General features: G+C 72.4%; 17 protein-coding genes. 13 read left to right on the top strand and 4 right to left on the bottom strand.

The window, feature by feature from the left end:
* Positions 1-13 precede the first annotated feature (13 nt).
* A complete protein-coding gene (locus IE316_RS32365; RefSeq protein WP_190208114.1) occupies positions 14-598 on the bottom strand; it encodes a YceI family protein in 585 nt (194 codons plus the stop codon).
* Between the two features lie 101 nt (positions 599-699).
* Here IE316_RS32365 and IE316_RS32360 point away from each other — a divergent pair, with 101 nt between their 5' ends.
* Positions 700-1,566: a helix-turn-helix domain-containing protein gene (locus tag IE316_RS32360; RefSeq protein WP_190208113.1), complete on the top strand. Its 867-nt coding sequence runs from the start codon at positions 700-702 to the stop codon at positions 1,564-1,566.
* A gap of 4 nt (positions 1,567-1,570) precedes the next feature.
* Here the strand turns inward: IE316_RS32360 and IE316_RS32355 are convergent, their stop codons facing one another.
* Both IE316_RS32355 and IE316_RS32350 read right to left on the bottom strand, forming a co-directional pair.
* Complete coding sequence (locus tag IE316_RS32355; protein WP_190208112.1) at positions 1,571-2,479, bottom strand: carbohydrate kinase family protein; 909 nt, start codon at positions 2,477-2,479, stop codon at positions 1,571-1,573.
* The gene (locus IE316_RS32350) at positions 2,460-3,623 is read right to left on the bottom strand and encodes a LacI family DNA-binding transcriptional regulator (protein ID WP_190208111.1); all 1,164 of its coding nucleotides are present in this window, start codon (positions 3,621-3,623) and stop codon (positions 2,460-2,462) included. Before IE316_RS32350 ends, IE316_RS32355 begins: the two co-directional genes overlap by 20 nt.
* A 275-nt stretch (positions 3,624-3,898) precedes the next feature.
* Here IE316_RS32350 and IE316_RS32345 point away from each other — a divergent pair, with 275 nt between their 5' ends.
* The gene (locus IE316_RS32345) at positions 3,899-4,327 is read left to right on the top strand and encodes a Rieske (2Fe-2S) protein (RefSeq protein ID WP_190208110.1); all 429 of its coding nucleotides are present in this window, start codon (positions 3,899-3,901) and stop codon (positions 4,325-4,327) included.
* A gap of 69 nt (positions 4,328-4,396) precedes the next feature.
* Here IE316_RS32345 and IE316_RS32340 read toward each other — a convergent pair whose 3' ends face one another.
* Positions 4,397-5,380 (bottom strand): hypothetical protein, encoded by a 984-nt coding sequence (locus IE316_RS32340; RefSeq protein ID WP_190208109.1) that lies wholly within the window; start codon positions 5,378-5,380, stop codon positions 4,397-4,399.
* Positions 5,381-5,681: 301 nt separating this feature from the next.
* Between IE316_RS32340 and uvrC the strand changes: the two genes are divergently transcribed.
* From uvrC to IE316_RS32285, 11 genes are all read left to right on the top strand, one after another.
* On the top strand, positions 5,682-7,847 hold the full coding sequence (gene uvrC, locus IE316_RS32335; RefSeq protein WP_190208108.1) for an excinuclease ABC subunit UvrC: 2,166 nt from the start codon (positions 5,682-5,684) through the stop codon (positions 7,845-7,847).
* A complete protein-coding gene (rapZ, locus tag IE316_RS32330) occupies positions 7,844-9,013 on the top strand; it encodes an RNase adapter RapZ (RefSeq protein ID WP_190208107.1) in 1,170 nt (389 codons plus the stop codon). The genes uvrC and rapZ overlap by 4 nt, the downstream gene beginning before the upstream one ends.
* Positions 9,010-10,077 (top strand): gluconeogenesis factor YvcK family protein, encoded by a 1,068-nt coding sequence (locus IE316_RS32325; protein ID WP_190208106.1) that lies wholly within the window; start codon positions 9,010-9,012, stop codon positions 10,075-10,077. The genes rapZ and IE316_RS32325 overlap by 4 nt, the downstream gene beginning before the upstream one ends.
* Complete coding sequence (gene whiA, locus IE316_RS32320; RefSeq protein WP_190208105.1) at positions 10,068-11,057, top strand: DNA-binding protein WhiA; 990 nt, start codon at positions 10,068-10,070, stop codon at positions 11,055-11,057. Before IE316_RS32325 ends, whiA begins: the two co-directional genes overlap by 10 nt.
* A 382-nt stretch (positions 11,058-11,439) precedes the next feature.
* Positions 11,440-14,394, top strand: a complete 2,955-nt coding sequence (locus IE316_RS32315; RefSeq protein ID WP_190208104.1) for a M14 family metallopeptidase — start codon at positions 11,440-11,442, stop codon at positions 14,392-14,394.
* Positions 14,395-14,619: 225 nt separating this feature from the next.
* Positions 14,620-15,627, top strand: coding sequence for a type I glyceraldehyde-3-phosphate dehydrogenase (gene gap / locus IE316_RS32310; protein WP_190208103.1), 1,008 nt, complete (start codon positions 14,620-14,622; stop codon positions 15,625-15,627).
* Between the two features lie 124 nt (positions 15,628-15,751).
* Positions 15,752-16,963: a phosphoglycerate kinase gene (locus IE316_RS32305; protein WP_190208102.1), complete on the top strand. Its 1,212-nt coding sequence runs from the start codon at positions 15,752-15,754 to the stop codon at positions 16,961-16,963.
* Positions 16,964-16,969: 6 nt separating this feature from the next.
* Positions 16,970-17,746, top strand: coding sequence for a triose-phosphate isomerase (gene tpiA / locus IE316_RS32300; RefSeq protein WP_190208101.1), 777 nt, complete (start codon positions 16,970-16,972; stop codon positions 17,744-17,746).
* A gap of 113 nt (positions 17,747-17,859) precedes the next feature.
* Positions 17,860-18,090, top strand: a complete 231-nt coding sequence (gene secG, locus IE316_RS32295) for a preprotein translocase subunit SecG (RefSeq protein WP_190208204.1) — start codon at positions 17,860-17,862, stop codon at positions 18,088-18,090.
* Positions 18,091-18,296: 206 nt separating this feature from the next.
* Positions 18,297-18,632, top strand: a complete 336-nt coding sequence (locus IE316_RS32290) for an RNA polymerase-binding protein RbpA (RefSeq protein WP_190208100.1) — start codon at positions 18,297-18,299, stop codon at positions 18,630-18,632.
* Positions 18,633-18,773: 141 nt separating this feature from the next.
* Positions 18,774-19,524, top strand: a 751-nt coding sequence (locus IE316_RS32285) for a phosphoglucose isomerase-related protein (protein WP_506005156.1), incomplete at its 3' end; no start/stop codon positions are given.

Raw genomic sequence — 19,524 nt, 5'->3', positions numbered from 1 at the left:
CCGTATCCGCGCGCTACGCGGCCTTCGGCTCCACGAACTGCATGTCGAGCTGGATCTTCACCACGTCCCCGAGCAGCCCGGGAGCGAAGTCGAGACCGAAGTCGCCGCGCCGGATCTCACCCCTCGCCTCGAACCCGGCGTGCCGGCCCGCGCCCTCCACCGGCAGCTCCGCGAGCCCGCCGAACTCCACCGCGAGCGGCACCGGCCGCGTCACCCCGCCGATCGTCAGCTCACCCTCCAGGGTCCAGTCCGCGCCCTCACCCGACACCCGCGTCGAGCGGTACGTCATGGTGGGGCGCTTCTCGACGTCCAGCAGGTCGGAGGCGCGCACATGGGCGTCCCGGTCGGCGTTCCCGGTGTCGATGGAGGCCAGGTCGATCGTGGCCGACACCCGGACGTCCTCGGCGGTCTCACCGACGTACAGGTCTGCCTCGACCTTGTCGAAACGTCCGCGCACCTTGGCGATGCCCAGGTGGCGGATGGTGAAGTTCACGGCGGAGTGCAGCGGGTCCAGCTCCCAGCGGCCCGACGGCAGAGGCAGGGCGGCGGAAGCGACGGCACGGGCCGGACCGGCGGCGGTGGCGGAATCATTCGTCATGCCCACCACCCTGCGCGCTGCGCGCCCGGCCAGGGAGACCGGCTTGAGCGTGGTAGTGACAGGGACACCCTCCGGCGCCCGCGCGTTGGTACGTTCGCACGGTGAGCGACAACGAGCTGGGCACCTTCCTGCGCGGTCGACGCGAAGCCGTCACCCCCGCCGAGGCCGGGCTGCCCACCGGCCCCCGCCGCCGCACCCCCGGTCTGCGCCGCGCCGAACTGGCCACCCTGGCCGGCATCAGCGTCGAGTACCTCACCCGGCTCGAACAGGGACGCGACCGCAACCCGTCCGCGCAGGTCCTCGGCGCCCTCGCCGACGCGCTGCACCTGTCCCTCGCCGACCGGCTGCTGCTGCGCCGGCTGACCCGGGAAGCGGACTGCGGCGAGGACCCCCTGGTCTGCGCCGCGGCCCCGCCGCTCAGCAGCGCCGCCCGCCCCACCGTGCGCGCCGTCCTGGACCGCCTGGACCCGACCCCCGCCGTCGCCCTCAACTGGATCGGCGACGTCCTCGCCCGCAACAGGGCGTACGAACGCCTGGTCGGCCCGGTCGGAATGCTCGACGCCGAGCGGCCCAACCTGCTCCGGTACCTGTTCACCGACGCACGCTCCCGCACCGCGTTCCCCGACTGGGGGCAGGTGGCCGACGACCTGGTCGCCCAGTTGCGGCACGACGTACCGCTGCGGGACCCGTACGTCGCCGAACTGGCCGACGAGCTGACGGTGACGGCCGGGGCGGAGTTCGCCGACCGGTTCGCCGACCTCTCCCTGACGCCGCGACGCGTCGGCAACAGGCGTATCGAACACCCCGAGGCCGGGGCGCTGCGCCTGCTGCACGAGACGCTCGCGCTGCCCGAGGACGGCCAGCGGATCGTCGTCCACCTGCCCGCGGACGACGCCACGGCCGCCGCCCTCGACCGCCTCGCCGGCCGCCGCCCGGGCGGTCTGCGGGCCGTACCGGCGGCCGGCTGAACCGCTAGTCCTCCAGTTCGGCGGCGTACGGCGGTTCCGCGCCCGCGCGGGAGCAGGTGACGGCCGCGGCCCGCGCCGCGAAGCGCAGCAGCTCCGTCCAGCCGTCCCGGCCGAGCGCGCCCAGCCCCCGCTCGCTGAGCGCGTCCCGGACGGCGAGACCGTGCAGCAGCGCCGCGTTGACGGTGTCACCCGCGCCGATGGTGTCGACGACCTCCACCCGCTCGCCCGGCACCGCGTACTCGCCGCCGTCCCGGGTGAAGGCGGTCAGCCCGGCACCGCCCCGGGTGACCACGACCGCCGCCGGCCCCGCCGCCAGCCACTCCCGCGGCGTGCCGCCCAGCCACTCCGCGTCCTCGGCGGACAGCTTCAGCAACGACACCGACGGCAGCCAGCTCTTGAACCGCGCCCGGTAGGCGTCCGGATCGGCGATCAGACCCGCCCGGATGTTCGGGTCCAGCGCCGTGAACACCCCGCGCGCCGCCGCGTCGCGCATCAGTTCCTCGTACGCGCTCGCGCCCGGCTCCAGCACCAGCGAACACGTGCCGAAGGAGACCGCCCGGGTGTCCGGCGGCAGCGCGGCGGGCGTGCCGAACAGCCGGTCCGCCGTGCCCTCCACGTAGAAGGAGTACGCGGCCGAACCGTCCGCGCCGACCGTGGCGACGGCGAGCGTCGTGGGCTCCGCCCCGCGCTGCACCGCCGACACGTCCACGCCGGTACGGCGCAGCCGGTCCAGCAGCGCCTCCCCGAACGCGTCGTACGACACCCGGGAGCAGAAGGCGGTGGCGGAGCCGAGGCGGCCCAGCGCGACGGCCGTGTTGTACGGCCCGCCGCCGAGCGCCGGGACCAGGGCGGCCAGCGCGCCGGTGCCCTGCGGTACCAGGTCGATCAGTGCCTCACCGGCGACGACGATCACGGGCGGTCCTCTCTGTCGGGTCGGGGGGTGGGGTGGTGCTGGGTGTCCGGGGTGGCTTCGGTGGGCTGAGTGATGCGTGAGGTTCGGGTGTCCGGGCCGGGTGGTGGGTGGTGGCCGGGGGCGGCGTGTCCTCGGGGCAGCCGCAGGAGGCGCGGTGCACGAAGGCGCAGGGCAGGCGTACGGTCCGGGCGGGGCGGTCCGGTTCCGCCAGCCGGTCCAGGAGGAGCCGGACGGCCTGGGCGCCGAGTTCCCAACTGGGCTGGGCCACGGCGGTGAGCCGGGGGGAGAAGAGGTCCGCCCAGTCGAAGTCGTCGAAACAGCACAGCGCCATGTCGCCGGGCACGGACAGCCCGCGGTCCCGCAGGGCGCGCAGCGCGCCGATGGTCATCGCGTTGTTGGCCGTGACCAGCGCGGACGGCGGCACCGCCAGGGACAGCAGCTCGGCCGTGGCCCGTTCCGCGCCGGCCGCCTCGGAGTCGCCGTGCACCAGCAGCCGCTCGTCGTACGGCAGACCGGCCGCCGCGAGGCCGTGCCGGTAGCCGGTGATCCGCTCGCGTGTGGTGCTGAGTCCGGGCCGGCCGGCGACCAGCCCGATCCGCCGGTGTCCGAGCCCGGCGAGATGTGTGACCAGCCGGGTCGTCGGCTCGGCGCCCGCCGCGCAGACCTGGTCGATGTGCGGGGCGTCGCCGTCGGGGACGTCGACCGTGCGGTCCAGGAACACGGTCGGTACGCGGTGCCGCCGCAGGTAGGCGACGAGTGCGCGCGGGTCGGCCGAGGGTGCCACGATCATGCCGTCGACACGGCGCTCGTGCAGGAGCTGGACGACCTGCCGCTCATGGCCGGGGTCGTCGTGCGGGTCGGCGATGAGCAGGCTGTAACCCCCTTCCAGGGCGGCGGTCTCGACGCCCTGGAGTATGTCGGTGAAGTACGGGTTGCTGACCGCAGAGACGGCGAGCCCGATGGACCGGGTCCGGGCGGTCACCAGGGAACGGGCGAGGGTGTTCGGGGTGTAGCCCAGTTCCTCGATCGCGTCCAGGACCGCCTGGCGGGTGTGGGGCAGGACGGGCCGGGTGTCGTTGAGGACGTGCGAGACGGTGGCGACGGAGACGCCGGCGCTTCGCGCCACATCGGCCATGGTCGGCATCGGCGGGTTCTTTCTTGTGGGTCGATGGCGGGACGGTATCGCATTCGGTGGGGCGCGTAAACGCTTGCGTAATCGTTTACGCATTCGCTTGCGCACGCGCTTGCGCATGCGGTTGCGTAATCGTTTGCGTAGGCGCTTGCGCGAGCGCTTACGCGCCCCATCCAGAGCCCCTCACCCGGAGCCCCTCATCCAGAGCCCCACCCCGCCCAGCTCCCCACCACCCCCCTCGATATCGTCGACACGACCGACCCACCCCCTCCGACCTGGGAGCCCCCATGCCCGCCCGTCCTGCCGTCCCGAGCCGTCGTACCCTCCTGCGCTCGGCGGCCGTCGTCCCCGTCGCCGGACTGGGGGCGGCCGCGTGCGGGCCGGACGGCGGGGGAGGCGCGGCAGCGGCGCCGACCGCGCCGGTGGACCTGGGGGCGGAGAAGGAGGTCGCGGAGGGGAGCGCGAAGCTGTACCGGGACCACAATGTCGTGGTCAGCCGGGGGCGGGACGGTTCCCTGAAGGCGTACAGCACGGTCTGTACGCATGCCGGGTGTGCCATCAACAAGCTGGAGGGGACCCGGCTGGTCTGTCCCTGTCACGGCAGCGAGTTCGATGCCCGGACCGGTGAGGTGCTGCATGCCCCGGCCACCGTGCCGCTGGAGGAGCTGTCCGTCGAGGCGAAGGGCGGCAGGATCGTCGCCGGGCCGGCCGCCTGACGCCCCGCCACCCGCAGCCTGCGCGTTTCCCGGGACTGGCGTCCGGCCCTCCGGGAGTCGGCGTCCAGGTCAGGTCCAGTCCCAGCCGATGCCGACGATGCCCGGCCTTACGCGGGGTTCCACGAGGTGGACGCAGTGGTGGGGGCCGCTGAGGGTGAGGGTCTGGCGGCTGCCGCGCGGGGTGGCGGCCGACTGCTGGGTGAAGCGGTGGCAGCGCACCGGTCGGGCCGCCGCGTCGAACCGGACCTGGAGGGCGTACTGCCCGCCCGCCCCGTCGAACCTCCGGGCGTACTCGTGCGACACGCCTGCCGTGCCGTCCACGACGCCGTACCGGAAGAGGTAGGTCTCGCCGGCCCGCAGTCGGACGTCGAAGAGCAGCTCGGCGACCAGGACGCCGGTGTCGTGGTGCCGGCGGACGCGTCCGGTGCGGCAGTTCTCCAGGGCCTGGACGGTCATGCGCTCCGGTACGCACCCCGGGTCGCCGTGGTGGACGGCGAGGAAGCGGTCGACGCCGTCGCGGCGGGCGCGGACGATGTGGTGCTCCTCGCGGCCGGCCAGTTCGCGGCGGGGTCCGATGCGGACCTGTTCGTGGTGGCCGAGGGTGAGCAGCCCGCCGTCCGTCTGCTGGCCCAGCTCGGCCAGCAGCCGGTCCACGGTGCCGGTGACCGTCACGCGCGCGTGGTGCCGCCGGGCCGCGAACTGCTGCCCCCGCTGCCCCGCCGGGCCCGCCGTACCCGCCACGCCCGCCGGGCCGGTACCGGTCTCGCCGAGCAGCCGGAGCAGTGACTGGGCCGGCAACTGGAGGATCTCCTCCAGCGCCCGTACGGCCCGCAGCGACTCGGGGCGCTGCGGGCGCCGGGCGCCCTGCTGCCAGTAGCTCAGGCTGGTGACGCCCACCTTCACCCCGCGGCGCGACAGGTGGTGCTGCACGCGTTGCAGCGGCAGCCCCCGCGCGGCTATCGCGGTGCGCAGCGCGACGTGGAAGGGCCCACCGCGCAGAACGGAGTCCAGTTCGGCGCCGGCGGTGTCCGCGTGCTGTGTGGCGTGCGGCATGCAGGGGCTCCTCTGTGAAGGCTCGTCCCGGCGGTTCGGACCGCCGGGGCGCGGATCGGCAGGGGCCGCCCCCGGTGCGGCGCGGCGGAGTCCGCACATCCGTACGCCGCTTCGGGCCCCCGGTCCTCCCGCATTGAAGCGTGTCGGCCAGGTCCCGACAACACTCGGGGCCCGCCGGGCGCGCGCTCCTGGCCGAGACCGCACCGTCCGCCGGAGCGGGGCGCCGGGCCTGATCGGCGGTCCGCGGCACGTCGTCCACGGGCCCGCCGGACTGTCGGTGCTCGCCAGTAGGGTGTGAGACATGGCCGACCCCTCCAGCTACCGCCCCAGTCCGGGACAGATCCCGGACTCGCCGGGGGTGTACAGGTTCCGCGACGAGCACCGCCGGGTGATCTACGTCGGAAAGGCGAAGAGCCTGCGCCAGCGCCTGGCCAACTACTTCCAGGACCTGGCGAACCTGCACCCCCGCACCCGCTCCATGGTCACCACGGCGGCGTCCGTGGAGTGGACGGTGGTGTCCACGGAGGTGGAGGCGCTCCAGCTCGAGTACTCCTGGATCAAGGAGTACGACCCGCGGTTCAACGTGAAGTACCGCGACGACAAGAGCTACCCGTACCTCGCGGTGACGATGAACGAGGAGTTCCCGCGGGTGCAGGTGATGCGCGGCCACAAGAAGAAGGGCGTGCGCTACTTCGGCCCGTACGCGCACGCGTGGGCGATCCGGGACACGGTCGACCTCCTGTTGCGTGTCTTCCCGGTCCGCACCTGCTCGGCCGGCGTCTTCAAGAACGCGGCCCGGACCGGCCGCCCCTGCCTGCTCGGCTACATCGGCAAGTGCTCCGCGCCCTGCGTCGGCCGGATCTCGCCCGACGACCACTGGGACCTGGCCGACGAGTTCTGCGACTTCATGGCCGGCCGCACGGGCACCTACCTGCGCCGCCTGGAGAAGCAGATGGCCGAGGCGGCCGAGGAGATGGAGTACGAGCGGGCGGCCCGGCTGCGCGACGACATCGAGGCCCTGAAGAAGGCCATGGAGAAGAACGCGGTCGTGCTCGCCGACGCGACCGACGCCGACCTGATCGCCGTCGCCGAGGACGAGCTGGAGGCGGCGGTCCAGATCTTCCACGTGCGCGGCGGACGGGTGCGCGGTCAGCGCGGCTGGGTCACCGACAAGGTCGAGGAGATCACCACCGGCGCCCTCGTGGAGCACGCGCTCCAGCAGTTGTACGGCGAGGAGACCGGTGACGCCGTCCCCAAGGAGGTCCTGGTCCCGGCGCTGCCCGACCCGGTGGAGCCGGTCCAGCAGTGGCTCACCGACCGCCGCGGGTCGGGCGTGTCGCTGCGGATCCCGCAGCGCGGCGACAAGAAGGCGCTGATGGAGACCGTGCAGCGCAACGCCCAGCAGGCGCTGGTGCTGCACAAGACCAAGCGTGCCTCGGACCTGACCACGCGCTCGCGCGCGCTGGAGGAGATCGCCGAGGCGCTCGGTCTGGACAGCGCGCCGTTGCGCATCGAGTGCTACGACATCTCCCACCTCCAGGGGGACGACGTCGTGGCCTCCATGGTCGTCTTCGAGGACGGACTCGCCCGCAAGAGCGAGTACCGGCGGTTCCAGATCAAGGGGTTCGCCGGGCAGGACGACGTCCGGTCCATGCACGAGGTGATCACCCGCCGCTTCCGCCGCTACCTCGCCGAGAAGGAGCGCACCGGCGAGTGGACGGACGGCCCGCGCTCCCCGCAGGCACAGCCCCCGCTCCCGGACGGCGCCCCCCAGGCGGCCCCGCACGCGGACGCGGCCCCGGCGCCGGACCTGTCACCTGCCCCGGACCCGGACGCCGGCCTGCCGCTCGACAGCAGTCTCAAGGACGAGGACGGCCGCCCCAAGCGCTTCGCCTACCCGCCGCAGCTCGTCGTCGTCGACGGCGGGCAGCCGCAGGTGGCCGCGGCCCAGCGCGCCCTGGACGAGCTGGGCATCGACGACATCGCGGTGTGCGGTCTGGCCAAGCGCCTGGAGGAGGTCTGGCTGCCCGGCGAGGACGACCCGGTGGTGCTGCCCCGCACCAGCGAGGGCCTGTACCTGCTCCAGCGCGTCCGCGACGAGGCCCACCGCTTCGCGATCACCTATCAGCGGGCCAAGCGCGCCAAGCGTTTCCGCGCCAGTCCCCTGGACGACGTCCCGGGGCTGGGTGAGACCCGTAAACAGGCTCTGATCAAGCACTTCGGTTCGCTGAAGAAGCTGCGCGCGGCGACCGTCGACGAGATCCGCGAGGTACCCGGCATAGGCCGCAAGACGGCCGAGACGGTCGCCGCGGCGCTCGCCCAGGCGGCCCCGGCCGCGCCCGCCGTGAACACGGCGACCGGCGAGATCATGGAAGACGACGAAGGGGCGCCCGAAACGACGGCGGACGCCCCGGGGGAGCCCGTGACCACGGGCGCCCCGGACGAACGACGGGGGCAGGAGACATGACCGAGCACGAGACACGGCCCACCACCGCGCGAGAACACGCCGCGGGCACGACCGCGCGAGAACAGGCCGCGGGCACGACCGGGCGGGAGCACGCCCCGGGCATCACCGCGCGAGAGGAAGCCGCGGGCACGGCCGGCCAGGGCACGGCCGGCGAGGGCACGGCCGGCCAGGGCGACGCCGCGCGGGAGGCCGGACCGGACCGGCAGGACGACGGAGCACAGGTGAGTACGGGCAAGGAAGGCACCGGCAAGGAAGGTACGGGCAAGGAAGGTACGGGGAAGGACAAGGGCGGTGTGCCCGAGGCGGCCATCCCCGAGCTGGTGATCATCTCCGGCATGTCGGGGGCCGGGCGGTCGACGGCCGCCAAGTGTCTGGAGGACCTCGGCTGGTTCGTCGTGGACAACCTGCCGCCCGCGCTGATCCCCACCATGGTGGAGCTGGGCGCCCGCTCGCAGGGCAACGTGGCCAGGATCGCGGTCGTCGTCGACGTCCGGGGCCGCCGCTTCTTCGACAACCTGCGCGAATCCCTGGCCGACCTCGACGCCCGCGGGGTCACCCGGCGGATCGTCTTCCTGGAGTCCTCCGACGAGGCCCTGGTGCGCCGCTTCGAGTCGGTGCGCCGCCCGCACCCCCTCCAGGGCGACGGCCGCATCGTCGACGGCATCGCCGCCGAGCGGGAGCTGCTGCGCGAGCTGCGCGGCGACGCCGACCTGGTGATCGACACCTCCAGCCTCAACGTGCACGAGCTGCGCGCCAAGATGGACGCCCAGTTCGCCGGCGAGGAGGAGCCGGAGCTGCGGGCCACCGTCATGTCGTTCGGCTTCAAGTACGGGCTGCCGGTCGACGCCGACCTGGTGGCGGACATGCGCTTCCTGCCCAACCCGCACTGGGTCCCGGAGCTGCGCCCGTTCACCGGCCTGAACGAGGAGGTGTCGGCGTACGTCCTGAACCAGCCCGGGGCGAAGGAGTTCCTCGACCGCTATGCCGAACTGCTCCAGCTCGTCGCCGCGGGCTACCGTCGGGAGGGCAAGCGCTACGTGACCATCGCCGTCGGCTGCACCGGCGGCAAGCACCGCTCCGTCGCCATGTCGGAGAAGCTCGCCGCCCGGCTCGCGGCCGAGGGTGTGGAGACGGTGGTCGTGCACCGGGACATGGGACGGGAATGACAGGACGTACTCCGCGGCTGAGCAGGCTGCGCCGGGCGGTGTCCGAGGGACGCGGCAGCCGGCCCGTAGAGGCGCGCGGCGGCAGGCCGCGCCGCCGCGGCGCCCAGCCCAAGGTCGTCGCCCTCGGCGGCGGCATGGGCCTGTCCGCCTCGCTCGCCGCGCTGCGCCGGATCACCGGCGACCTCACCGCCGTCGTCACCGTGGCCGACGACGGCGGCTCCAGCGGGCGCCTCCGCGACGAGCTGGGGGTACTGCCCCCCGGCGACCTGCGCAAGGCGCTGGCCGCGCTCTGCGGCGACGACGACTGGGGCCAGACCTGGGCCAGGGTCATCCAGCACCGCTTCCAGTCCCAGGGCGACCTGCACGAGCACGCGGTCGGCAATCTGCTGATCGTCGCCCTGTGGGAGCAGCTCGGCGACCATGTGCAGGCCCTGGACCTGGTCGGCAAGCTGCTCGGCGCGCACGGGCGGGTGCTGCCCATGTCCGCGGTGCCGCTGGAGCTGCAGGCCCTGGTCAAGGGCCACGACCCGGAGCGGCCGGGGGACGTCGACACCGTGCGCGGGCAGGCGACGGTGGCGCTCACGCCCGGCGAGGTGCAGTCGGTGCACCTGGTGCCGGCCGACCCGCCGGCCGTCCCGGAGGCGGTCGCGGCGGTCCTCGACGCCGACTGGGTGGTCCTCGGCCCCGGCTCCTGGTTCTCCTCCGTCATCCCGCACCTGCTGGTCCCCGATCTGCTGGACGCGCTCACCGCGACGAAGGCCCGCCGGGTGCTCTCGCTGAACCTCGCCCCGCAGCCCGGAGAAACCGAGGGCTTCTCCCCGCAGCGTCATTTGGAGGTTTTGGGGCGACACGCCCCTAAACTCGCCCTGGACGTGGTGCTGGCCGACGAGGCCGCCGTGCCCGACCGGGACTCGCTCACCGACGCCGCCAAGCGGTTCGGCGCCGCGGTCGAGCTGGCGCCGGTGGCCCGGACCGACGGGACCCCGAGGCACGACCCGGAGCTGCTGGCCGCCGCGTACGACCGTATTTTTCGGATGCATGGAAGGATCGGCCCATGGCGATGACGGCAGCGGTGAAGGACGAGGTCTCGCGACTTCCCGTCACCCGTACCTGCTGCAGGAAGGCGGAGGTCTCCGCCATTCTGCGGTTCGCCGGCGGCCTCCACCTGGTGAGCGGACGCATCGTGATCGAGGCGGAGCTGGACACCACCAGTGCCGCCCGGCGGCTCAAGCGGGACATCCTGGAGATCTTCGGCCACAGCTCGGAGCTGATCGTGATGGCGCCGGGCGGACTGCGCCGCGGTTCGCGTTACGTGGTCCGGGTCGTCGCGGGCGGTGATCAACTGGCCCGGCAGACCGGTCTGGTCGACGGCCGGGGCCGGCCCATCCGCGGTCTGCCCCCGCAGGTGGTCTCGGGGGCCACCTGCGACGCCGAGGCCGCCTGGCGCGGGGCCTTCCTGGCGCACGGCTCGCTGACCGAGCCCGGCCGTTCCTCCTCGCTGGAGGTGACCTGCCCGGGGCCGGAGGCCGCGCTCGCGCTGGTCGGCGCCGCCCGTCGGCTGTCGATCGCCGCGAAGGCCCGCGAGGTGCGCGGGGTGGACCGGGTCGTGGTCCGCGACGGCGACGCGATCGGCGCGCTGCTCACCCGGCTCGGCGCCCATGACTCCGTACTGGCCTGGGAGGAGCGGCGGATGCGGCGCGAGGTCCGCGCCACCGCCAACCGCCTGGCCAACTTCGACGACGCCAACCTGCGCCGGTCCGCCCGCGCCGCCGTCGCGGCGGGCGCCCGGGTGCAGCGCGCCCTGGAGATCCTCGGCGACGACGTCCCCGAGCACCTCGCGGCGGCCGGCCGGCTCCGCATGGAGCACAAGCAGGCGTCCCTGGAGGAGCTGGGCGCGCTGGCCGACCCGCCGCTGACCAAGGACGCCGTCGCCGGCCGTATCCGCCGGCTGCTGGCCATGGCCGACAAGCGCGCCGCCGACCTCGGCATCCCGGGCACGGAGGCGAACCTCTCCGAGGAACTGGCCGACAACCTCGCGGGCTGACGGGCCCGCCCCCGGGGTACGGCGTCGCGGCCGGCCCGCCCGTCCCCGGGGTCCGGCATCCCGCCCGATCCACCCGCCCACCCGCCCCCGCCACGGCGTCGCGGGTTGCCAAGCCCCCCAGCGCCCGGCCCTCACAGGCCGTCCCCGGGGACACACCCCGCCCCCGCCACCGCGTCGCAGGCCACCCCGCCCCCCCCGGCGCCCGGCCCGTCACAGGCCCCCCGGGGGACACACCCTCCACCCCGACCGCCGCCACCCACCCCCCACCCGAGTGGCAGCCCCCGTCACTCCCCGTGTCGCAGCCCGCCTCTTGACTCGATCATGGAGTGTCATGAGCCTGGCAATCTGTTCGCCGCCGTGGCGGACCACGCTAGGGGGGTTCATGAGACGCAGAGCGAGATCGATCCTCGCTGCCGGCACGCTCCTGCTCGGCGGAGCCGGCTTCGCACCCGTCGCCCAAGCGCAGTCCGGGGCCACCGCGGCCCAGGACGCGGACGAGGTGAAGGTCTTCCGCGCCGAGGTCACCCAGCGGCAGGTACCCCTGCTGCTCGCCGCCGGCCAGGACGGGCACGAACTCGGCGAGCAGGTGCCCGCCAAGGGCACCGCCACCGTCGAGGTGTACCTCACCGACCAGCAGGCCGATGACCTGGAGAAGAAGGGCGTCGACCTCACCGAGCACACCCTGTCCGCCCGCGCCGAGCGGCGCGTCGAGGCCGCCGCCGACGGCGTCTTCCGGCCGTACAGCGGCAGCGGCGGGCTGAAGGAGGAACTCCTCCGGACCGCCCAGCGGAACCCCGGCCTGACCAAGGTCGTCTCCATCGGCAAGACCGTCAACGGGCAGGACATCCTCGCGCTGAAGCTCACCAAGGGCGCGAAGCACACCGAGGACGGCTCCAAGCCGGCCGTCCTGTACGCGTCCAACCAGCACGCGCGCGAGTGGATCACCCCGGAGATGACCCGGCGGCTGATGCACCACTACCTGGACAACTACCGCACCGACCGGCGGATCAAGAAGATCGTCGACAGCACCGAACTGTGGTTCCTGCTGTCGGCCAACCCTGACGGCTACGACTACACCTTCCAGGACACCGACCACCGCCTGTGGCGCAAGAACCTGCGGGACGTCAACGGCGACGGCGCCATCGGCACCGGCGACGGCGTCGACCTCAACCGCAACTTCGCCTACAAGTGGGGCTACGACGACGAGGGCTCGTCCCCCAACCCCACCAGCCAGACCTACCGCGGCTCCGGCCCGAACTCCGAGCCCGAGACCAAGGCGCTGGACGCCTTCGAGAAGCGGATCGGCTTCACGTACGGCATCAACTACCACTCCGCCGCCGAACTGCTGCTCTACGGCGTCGGCTGGCAGGTGGCCACCGACACCCCGGACGACGTGCTGTACCGGGCGCTGGCCGGCACCCCCGGCGACTCGGCGATCCCCGGCTACCGCCCGCAGGTCTCCTCGGAGCTGTACACCACCAACGGCGAGGCGGACGGCCACGCCGCCAACGTCAACGGCATGGCGATGTTCACCCCCGAGATGTCGACCTGCCAGACCGCCTCGGACCTCGACCCGGACGACGAGTGGAACGCGGGCGACTGCCAGTCCGTCTTCAACTTCCCGGACGACGAGAAGCTGATCCAGCAGGAGTTCGAGAAGAACATCCCGTTCGCCCTCTCCGTCGCCGAGACCGCGCCGCATCCCGACCGGCCGTCCTCCGCGGTCGGCCTGGACGCCCCCGACTTCACCCCGAAGACGTTCACCACCTCCTACGCCCGCGGCGCCGACCAGGAGGTCGCCGTCGTCGCCCGCAAGGCGGTGCGCCACAAGGAGCTGAAGTACCGCGTCAACGGCGGCCGGACGCACGACACGTCACTGCGCCCCTGGAAGGGCGGCGAGACCTACGGCGGCGAGGACAACCTCTACTTCGACGAGTACCGGGCGAAGGTGCGGCACGCCGACCCGGGCGACAAGGTCCAGGTCTGGTTCACCGGCGAGGACCGGCGGGGCAGGCGGGTCTCCAGCGACCGCTTCACCTACACCGTCGCCGAACGGCCGCGCGCCGACGTCCTGGTGGTCGCCGAGGAAGGTGCCAAGGCCACGCAGGCACAGACGTACGTGAACGCCCTCAGGGCGGCCGGTCACCGGGCGGCCGTGTGGGACGTCGCCGTCCAGGGCGCGCCCGACGCGCTCGGCGTCCTCGCCCACTTCGGCACCGTCGTGCACTACACCGGCGCGGCCACCCCCGGCAACGCCACCCAGCTCCAGTTGCGCGCCTACCTCAACGAGGGCGGCAAGCTGGTCGAGGCGGGCGAGCAGGCCGGCGGCAGCGTCGACCTCGGCGACGGCAACCTCTCCGACGACTTCAGCCAGTACTACCTGGGCGCCTACACCCGCACCTCCACCCCCGGGGCCACCGCGTTCACCGGCTCCGGACGGCTGGCCGGCACCGGCGGCACGCTCGGCACCGCCCCCGGCAACCCGCTGGACCAGGCCGGCACCTACAGCGTCACCTCCGACGAGCTGCCGGTCGCGCAGTACCCGCAGTTCGCCAGCGAGGGCGCCGGGCGGTTCGCCGGCACGGTCAATCCGTACGGGCCCTACGCGGGTTCGTACATGGCCGCCGCCGTGCACACCGACGACGCCTACAAGCGGCTCAGCCGCACCGTGGACCTGACCGGCGTCACCGCGGCCCAGCGCCCGGCGTTCACCACCCGGCTGCTGTGGAACACCGAGCGCGGCTACGACCACGTCCTGGTGGAGGCCCGCACCGCGGGCGGCGACGACTGGACGACCCTGCCCGAGGCGGGCGGCGCCACCAGCACCGCCGTCCCCGCGGAGTGCTCGGCCGGCTACTACCTGGACGAGCACCCCTGGCTGGAGCACTACCTGACCCCCGGTGACGACGGCTGCGCCGCCACCGGCACCAGCGGCTCCTGGAACAGCCTCACCGGGGCCTCCGACGGCTGGCAGCAGGTCTCCTTCGACCTGAGCGCGTACGCCGGGAAGAACGTGGAGATCTCCCTCAGCTACGTCACCGACCCCGGCACCGGCGGGCGCGGCGTCCTCGCCGACGAGGCGTCCGTGGTCGTCGGCGGCACCGCCACCGAGACCGAGGGCTTCGAGACCTCCCTCGGCCCCTGGCGCGTCGCCGGACCCCCCGCGGGCAGCCCGGCCGTGCTGAGGGACTGGACGCGCACCGGAGCGCTGTTCCAGACGTACGGGGCGGTCACCACCGACGACACCGTGCTGCTGGGCTTCGGCCTGGAGCACCTCACCTCCGCCGCCGACCGGACGGCATTGATCCGCAAGGCGCTGGGAACCCTGGACGAGTGACATCGCCGGTCAACAGGGAGTGACACCCCGTAGCGAAATCGGGTGGTCTTTCCCTGGTGTCTCCAGGTGGTCCGTACCCCTACCGACGGGTACGGACCACCTGGCCGTGTACGGCCCTCTCGATGTCACCCCCGACGCCTCGGGGAGGTAGGGTCGTATGCGGTCGGGGACATCCCATACAGCTCGCCGGCATTCGAGCCGGCGTACCAACGAGGAGATCGGTTCGTGACGATCCGCGTAGGCATCAACGGCTTTGGCCGCATCGGTCGTAACTACTTCCGCGCGCTGCTGGAGCAGGGTGCAGACATCGAGATCGTGGCTGTCAACGACCTGGGTGACACCGCGACCACCGCTCACCTGCTGAAGTACGACACCATCCTCGGGCGCCTCAAGCAGGAGGTCTCCCACACCGAGGACACCATCACCGTCGGCGGCAAGACCATCAAGGTCCTCGCCGAGCGCAACCCCGCCGACATCCCCTGGGGCGAGCTGGGCGTCGACATCGTCATCGAGTCGACCGGCATCTTCACCAAGAAGGCCGACGCCGAGAAGCACATCGCGGGCGGCGCCAAGAAGGTCCTCATCTCGGCCCCGGCCAAGGACGAGGACGTCACCATCGTGATGGGCGTCAACCAGGACACGTACGACCCGGCGAACCACCACGTCATCTCCAACGCCTCCTGCACCACCAACTGTGTGGCGCCGATGGCCAAGGTGCTCGACGAGAACTTCGGCATCGTCAAGGGCCTGATGACGACGGTGCACGCGTACACCAACGACCAGCGCATCCTGGACTTCCCGCACAAGGACCTGCGCCGCGCCCGGGCCGCCGCCGAGAACATCATCCCGACCACCACCGGCGCCGCCAAGGCGACCGCCCTGGTGCTCCCGCAGCTCAAGGGCAAGCTCGACGGCATGGCCATGCGCGTCCCGGTCCCGACCGGCTCGGTCACCGACCTGGTCATCGAGCTCTCCCGCGAGGTCACCAAGGAAGAGGTCAACGCCGCCTTCCAGAAGGCCGCCGAGGGCGAGCTGAAGGGCATCCTGGAGTACACCGAGGACCCGATCGTCTCCTCGGACATCGTCAACGCCCCGGCGTCCTGCACCTTCGACTCCTCCCTGACCATGGTCCAGGAGGGCAAGAACGTGAAGGTCATCGGCTGGTACGACAACGAGTGGGGTTACTCCAACCGCCTCGTCGACCTCACGGTCTTCGTCGGCAACCAGCTCTGACCGACGGCATGCGGCCCCAGGGCTCGGACGGCACCCGCGCGTGTGCCGTCCGAGCCCTGAGTCGCGTCCGGCACGACCAGCCCTCGTAGGATCACGAGCGTTCCAGAGTCCCAGGAGTCCCTGCATGAAGACGATCGACGAACTGCTCTCCGAAGGCGTCGCGGGCAAGCGCGTCTTCGTCCGCGCCGACCTCAACGTCCCGCTGGACGGCACCACCATCACCGACGACGGCCGCATCCGCGCGGTGCTGCCCACCGTCAAGGCCCTGGCCGGAGCGGGCGCGCGGGTGGTCGTCGCCTCGCACCTGGGCCGCCCCAAGGGCGCCCCGGACCCCGCCTTCTCCCTCGCCCCCGCCGCCGCCCGCCTCGGTGAGCTGCTCGGCGCCGACGTCGCCTTCGCCGAGGACACCGTCGGCCCCTCCGCCGAGTCGGTCGTCGCCGCTCTCGCCGACGGCGGCGTCGCGGTCGTCGAGAACCTGCGCTTCAACGCCGGCGAGACCGCCAAGGACGACGCCGAGCGCGCCGCCTTCGCCGACAAGCTGGCCGGCCTCGCGGACGTCTACGTCGGCGACGGCTTCGGCGCCGTGCACCGCAAGCACGCCTCGGTCTTCGACCTGCCGAAGAGGCTCCCGCACTACGCCGGTTACCTCATCGCCACCGAGGTCGGCGTCCTGAAGAAGCTCACCGACGACGTCCAGCGCCCCTACGTGGTCGCGCTCGGCGGCGCCAAGGTCTCCGACAAGCTCGCCGTCATCGACCAGTTGCTCGGCAAGGCCGACCGGCTGCTCATCGGCGGCGGCATGGCCTACACCTTCCTCAAGGCCAAGGGCCACGAGGTCGGCATCTCCCTCCTCCAGGAGGACCAGATCCCGGCCGTCAAGGAGTACATCGAGCGCGCCGAGAAGAGCGGCGTCGAGCTGGTCCTCCCGGTCGACGTGCTGGTTGCCACCGAGTTCCCGGACCTGAAGACCAAGGCCCCGGCCCACCCCGCCACCGTCGCCGCGGACGCCATCCCCGCCGACCAGGAGGGCCTGGACATCGGCCCCGAGACCCGCAAGCTGTACGCCTCGAAGCTCGCCGACGCGGCCACCGTCTTCTGGAACGGCCCCATGGGCGTCTTCGAACACCCCGACTACGCCGAGGGCACCAAAGCGGTCGCCCAGGCCCTCGTCGACGCCCCGGGCTTCACCGTGGTCGGCGGCGGCGACTCCGCCGCGGCCGTCCGCACCCTGGGCTTCGACGAGAACGCATTCGGCCACATCTCGACCGGCGGCGGCGCCTCCCTCGAATACCTCGAGGGCAAGACGCTCCCCGGTCTCGCCGCACTGGAGGACTGAACCTCGATGAGCACCCGTACGCCGCTGATGGCGGGCAACTGGAAGATGAACCTCAACCACCTGGAGGCCATCGCCCACGTCCAGAAGCTCGCCTTCGCCCTGGCCGACAAGGACTACGAGGCCGTCGAGGTCGCCGTACTGCCGCCCTTCACCGACCTCCGCTCGGTGCAGACCCTGGTCGACGGGGACAAGCTGCGGATCAAGTACGGCGCCCAGGACATCTCGGCCCACGACGGCGGTGCCTACACCGGCGAGATCTCCGGCCCGATGCTGGCCAAGCTGAAGTGCACCTACGTCGCGGTCGGCCACTCCGAGCGCCGGCAGTACCACGGCGAGACCGACGAGCTGGTCAACGCCAAGGTCAAGGCCGCCTACAAGCACGGCCTGACCCCGATCCTGTGCGTCGGCGAGGAACTGGAGGTCCGCGAGGCGGGCAACCACGTCACCCACACCCTCGCCCAGGTCGAGGGCGGCCTGAAGGACCTCCCGGCCGAGCAGGCCCGTACCGTCGTCATCGCCTACGAGCCGGTGTGGGCCATCGGCACCGGCAAGGTCTGCGGCGCCGAGGACGCCCAGGAGGTCTGCGCGGCGATCCGCGGCAAGCTCGCCGAGCTGTACTCCCAGGAGACCGCCGACCAGATCCGCATCCAGTACGGCGGCTCCGTCAAGTCGGGCAACGTCGCCGAGATCATGGCGCAGGCCGACATCGACGGCGCCCTGGTCGGCGGCGCCTCGCTGGACGCCGACGAGTTCGTCAAGATCGTCCGCTTCCGGGACCAGTAGTCCCGGCGGTGAGTATGCGGTGACGGCGATACGTCGTACCCTGGCGGGGTCCAGCAGTGACTGCTGGGCCCCGTCGTCCGTCAGAATCCGAGGAAGTTGGTCCAGCCGTGGTTATGGGGTTCTCGATCGCCCTGATCGTCTTCAGCCTGCTGCTGATGCTGCTGGTGCTGATGCACAAGGGGAAGGGCGGCGGCCTCTCCGACATGTTCGGTGGCGGTATGCAGTCGTCCGTCGGCGGCTCCTCGGTCGCCGAGCGCAACCTCGACCGGATCACCGTCGTGGTCGGTCTGCTCTGGTTCGCGTGCATCATCGTGCTCGGCCTGCTGATGAAGGCCAACAACTAGCACCCGGTCGATCCGCACTTCCGCACGTAAGGCCCCATGTCCGGTACGCGCCCCCCGGCGCGGCCTATCATGGGGCTTGCGTCTGGAAATGGGGGCGGGTAACTCCAATCACTGGACGCGCGTTGGGCCTTACGTAGACTGAGGCGCTCGCAGCGAAGCGAAACGTCGACTCGCTTCGCGGCACCATCACGCAGGGAGTTACGACCGTGGCAAGTGGCAACGCGATCCGAGGTAGCCGGGTCGGGGCGGGGCCGATGGGCGAGGCCGAGCGCGGCGAGTCCGCGCCGCGCCTGCGCGTCTCCTTCTGGTGTTCCAACGGGCACGAGACGCAGCCGAGCTTCGCCAGCGACGCGCAGGTGCCCGACACGTGGGACTGTCCGCGCTGCGGCTTCCCGGCCGGACAGGACCGGGACAACCCGCCGGACCGACCGCGCACCGAGCCCTACAAGACCCACCTGGCGTATGTGCGTGAGCGCCGCAGCGACGCGGACGGCGAGGCGATCCTCGCCGAGGCGCTCGCCAAACTGCGGGGCGAGATCTGAGAGTTGGCACCGGCCGGGCACTCACGAGGTGCCCGGCCGGAACCGTCTTCCCCCCGGCCCGGCACCGCGCCGGTACGCCCCCTGATCAATTAGGTTGGGACCGGCAGCGCGGACCGGCAGGAAAGAAGGCGGAAGTCAGACATGAACGCAGACGGCCGTACCAGGCTCGACCGGACCCCCGAGTGGACCGCACTGGCCGAGCACCGCGAGGAACTCGGCGAGGTGAGCCTGCGCGAGCTGTTCGGGGCCGACCCCGGACGCGGCACCGGGTACACCCTCCGGGTGGGCGATCTGTACCTCGACTACTCCAAGCACCTGGTCACCGACGAGACCCTGCGGCTGCTGCGCGAGCTGGCCGCCGCCACCGACGTCTTCGGCCTGCGGGACGCCATGTTCCGCGGCGAGCGGATCAACGTCACCGAGGACCGGGCGGTGCTGCACACCGCGCTGCGCGCCCCGGCCGACGCGGTGATCGAGGTCGACGGCGAGAACGTGGTGCCCAAGGTGCACGCCGTCCTCGACAAGATGGCCGGCTTCGCGGACCGGGTCCGCTCGGGCGCGTGGAAGGGCCACACCGGCAAGCGCATCCGCACCGTCGTCAACGTCGGCATCGGCGGCTCCGACCTCGGCCCCGCGATGGCCTACGAGGTGCTGCGCGCCTTCACCGACCGGGACCTCACCGTCCGCTTCGTCTCCAACGTCGACGGCGCCGACCTGCACGAGGCGGTCCGCGACCTGGACCCGGCCGAGACCCTGTTCATCATCGCGTCCAAGACGTTCACGACCATCGAGACCATCACCAACGCCACCTCGGCCCGCTCCTGGCTGCTGGCCGGGCTGGACGGGGACGAGAAGGCGGTCGCCAAGCACTTCGTCGCCCTGTCGACCAACG

The organism is Streptomyces fumanus (assembly GCF_014655295.1).
Lineage (GTDB): Bacteria > Actinomycetota > Actinomycetes > Streptomycetales > Streptomycetaceae > Streptomyces > Streptomyces fumanus.
Note: the sequence above shows the minus strand (reverse complement) of the source record. Positions and strands in the feature narration are given on the sequence as shown.

What these genes read in the sequence shown, in the direction of transcription:
- IE316_RS32365 (WP_190208114.1), bottom strand. Translation starts at nt 598, where the DNA reads ATGACGAATGATTCCGCCACCGCCGCCGGTCCGGCCCGTGCCGTCGCT.
- IE316_RS32350 (WP_190208111.1), bottom strand. Translation starts at nt 3,623, where the DNA reads ATGCCGACCATGGCCGATGTGGCGCGAAGCGCCGGCGTCTCCGTCGCC.
- IE316_RS32345 (WP_190208110.1), top strand. Translation starts at nt 3,899, where the DNA reads ATGCCCGCCCGTCCTGCCGTCCCGAGCCGTCGTACCCTCCTGCGCTCG.
- IE316_RS32340 (WP_190208109.1), bottom strand. Translation starts at nt 5,380, where the DNA reads ATGCCGCACGCCACACAGCACGCGGACACCGCCGGCGCCGAACTGGAC.
- uvrC (WP_190208108.1), top strand. Translation starts at nt 5,682, where the DNA reads ATGGCCGACCCCTCCAGCTACCGCCCCAGTCCGGGACAGATCCCGGAC.
- rapZ (WP_190208107.1), top strand. Translation starts at nt 7,844, where the DNA reads ATGACCGAGCACGAGACACGGCCCACCACCGCGCGAGAACACGCCGCG.
- IE316_RS32325 (WP_190208106.1), top strand. Translation starts at nt 9,010, where the DNA reads ATGACAGGACGTACTCCGCGGCTGAGCAGGCTGCGCCGGGCGGTGTCC.
- whiA (WP_190208105.1), top strand. Translation starts at nt 10,068, where the DNA reads ATGGCGATGACGGCAGCGGTGAAGGACGAGGTCTCGCGACTTCCCGTC.
- IE316_RS32315 (WP_190208104.1), top strand. Translation starts at nt 11,440, where the DNA reads ATGAGACGCAGAGCGAGATCGATCCTCGCTGCCGGCACGCTCCTGCTC.
- IE316_RS32305 (WP_190208102.1), top strand. Translation starts at nt 15,752, where the DNA reads ATGAAGACGATCGACGAACTGCTCTCCGAAGGCGTCGCGGGCAAGCGC.
- tpiA (WP_190208101.1), top strand. Translation starts at nt 16,970, where the DNA reads ATGAGCACCCGTACGCCGCTGATGGCGGGCAACTGGAAGATGAACCTC.
- secG (WP_190208204.1), top strand. Translation starts at nt 17,860, where the DNA reads ATGGGGTTCTCGATCGCCCTGATCGTCTTCAGCCTGCTGCTGATGCTG.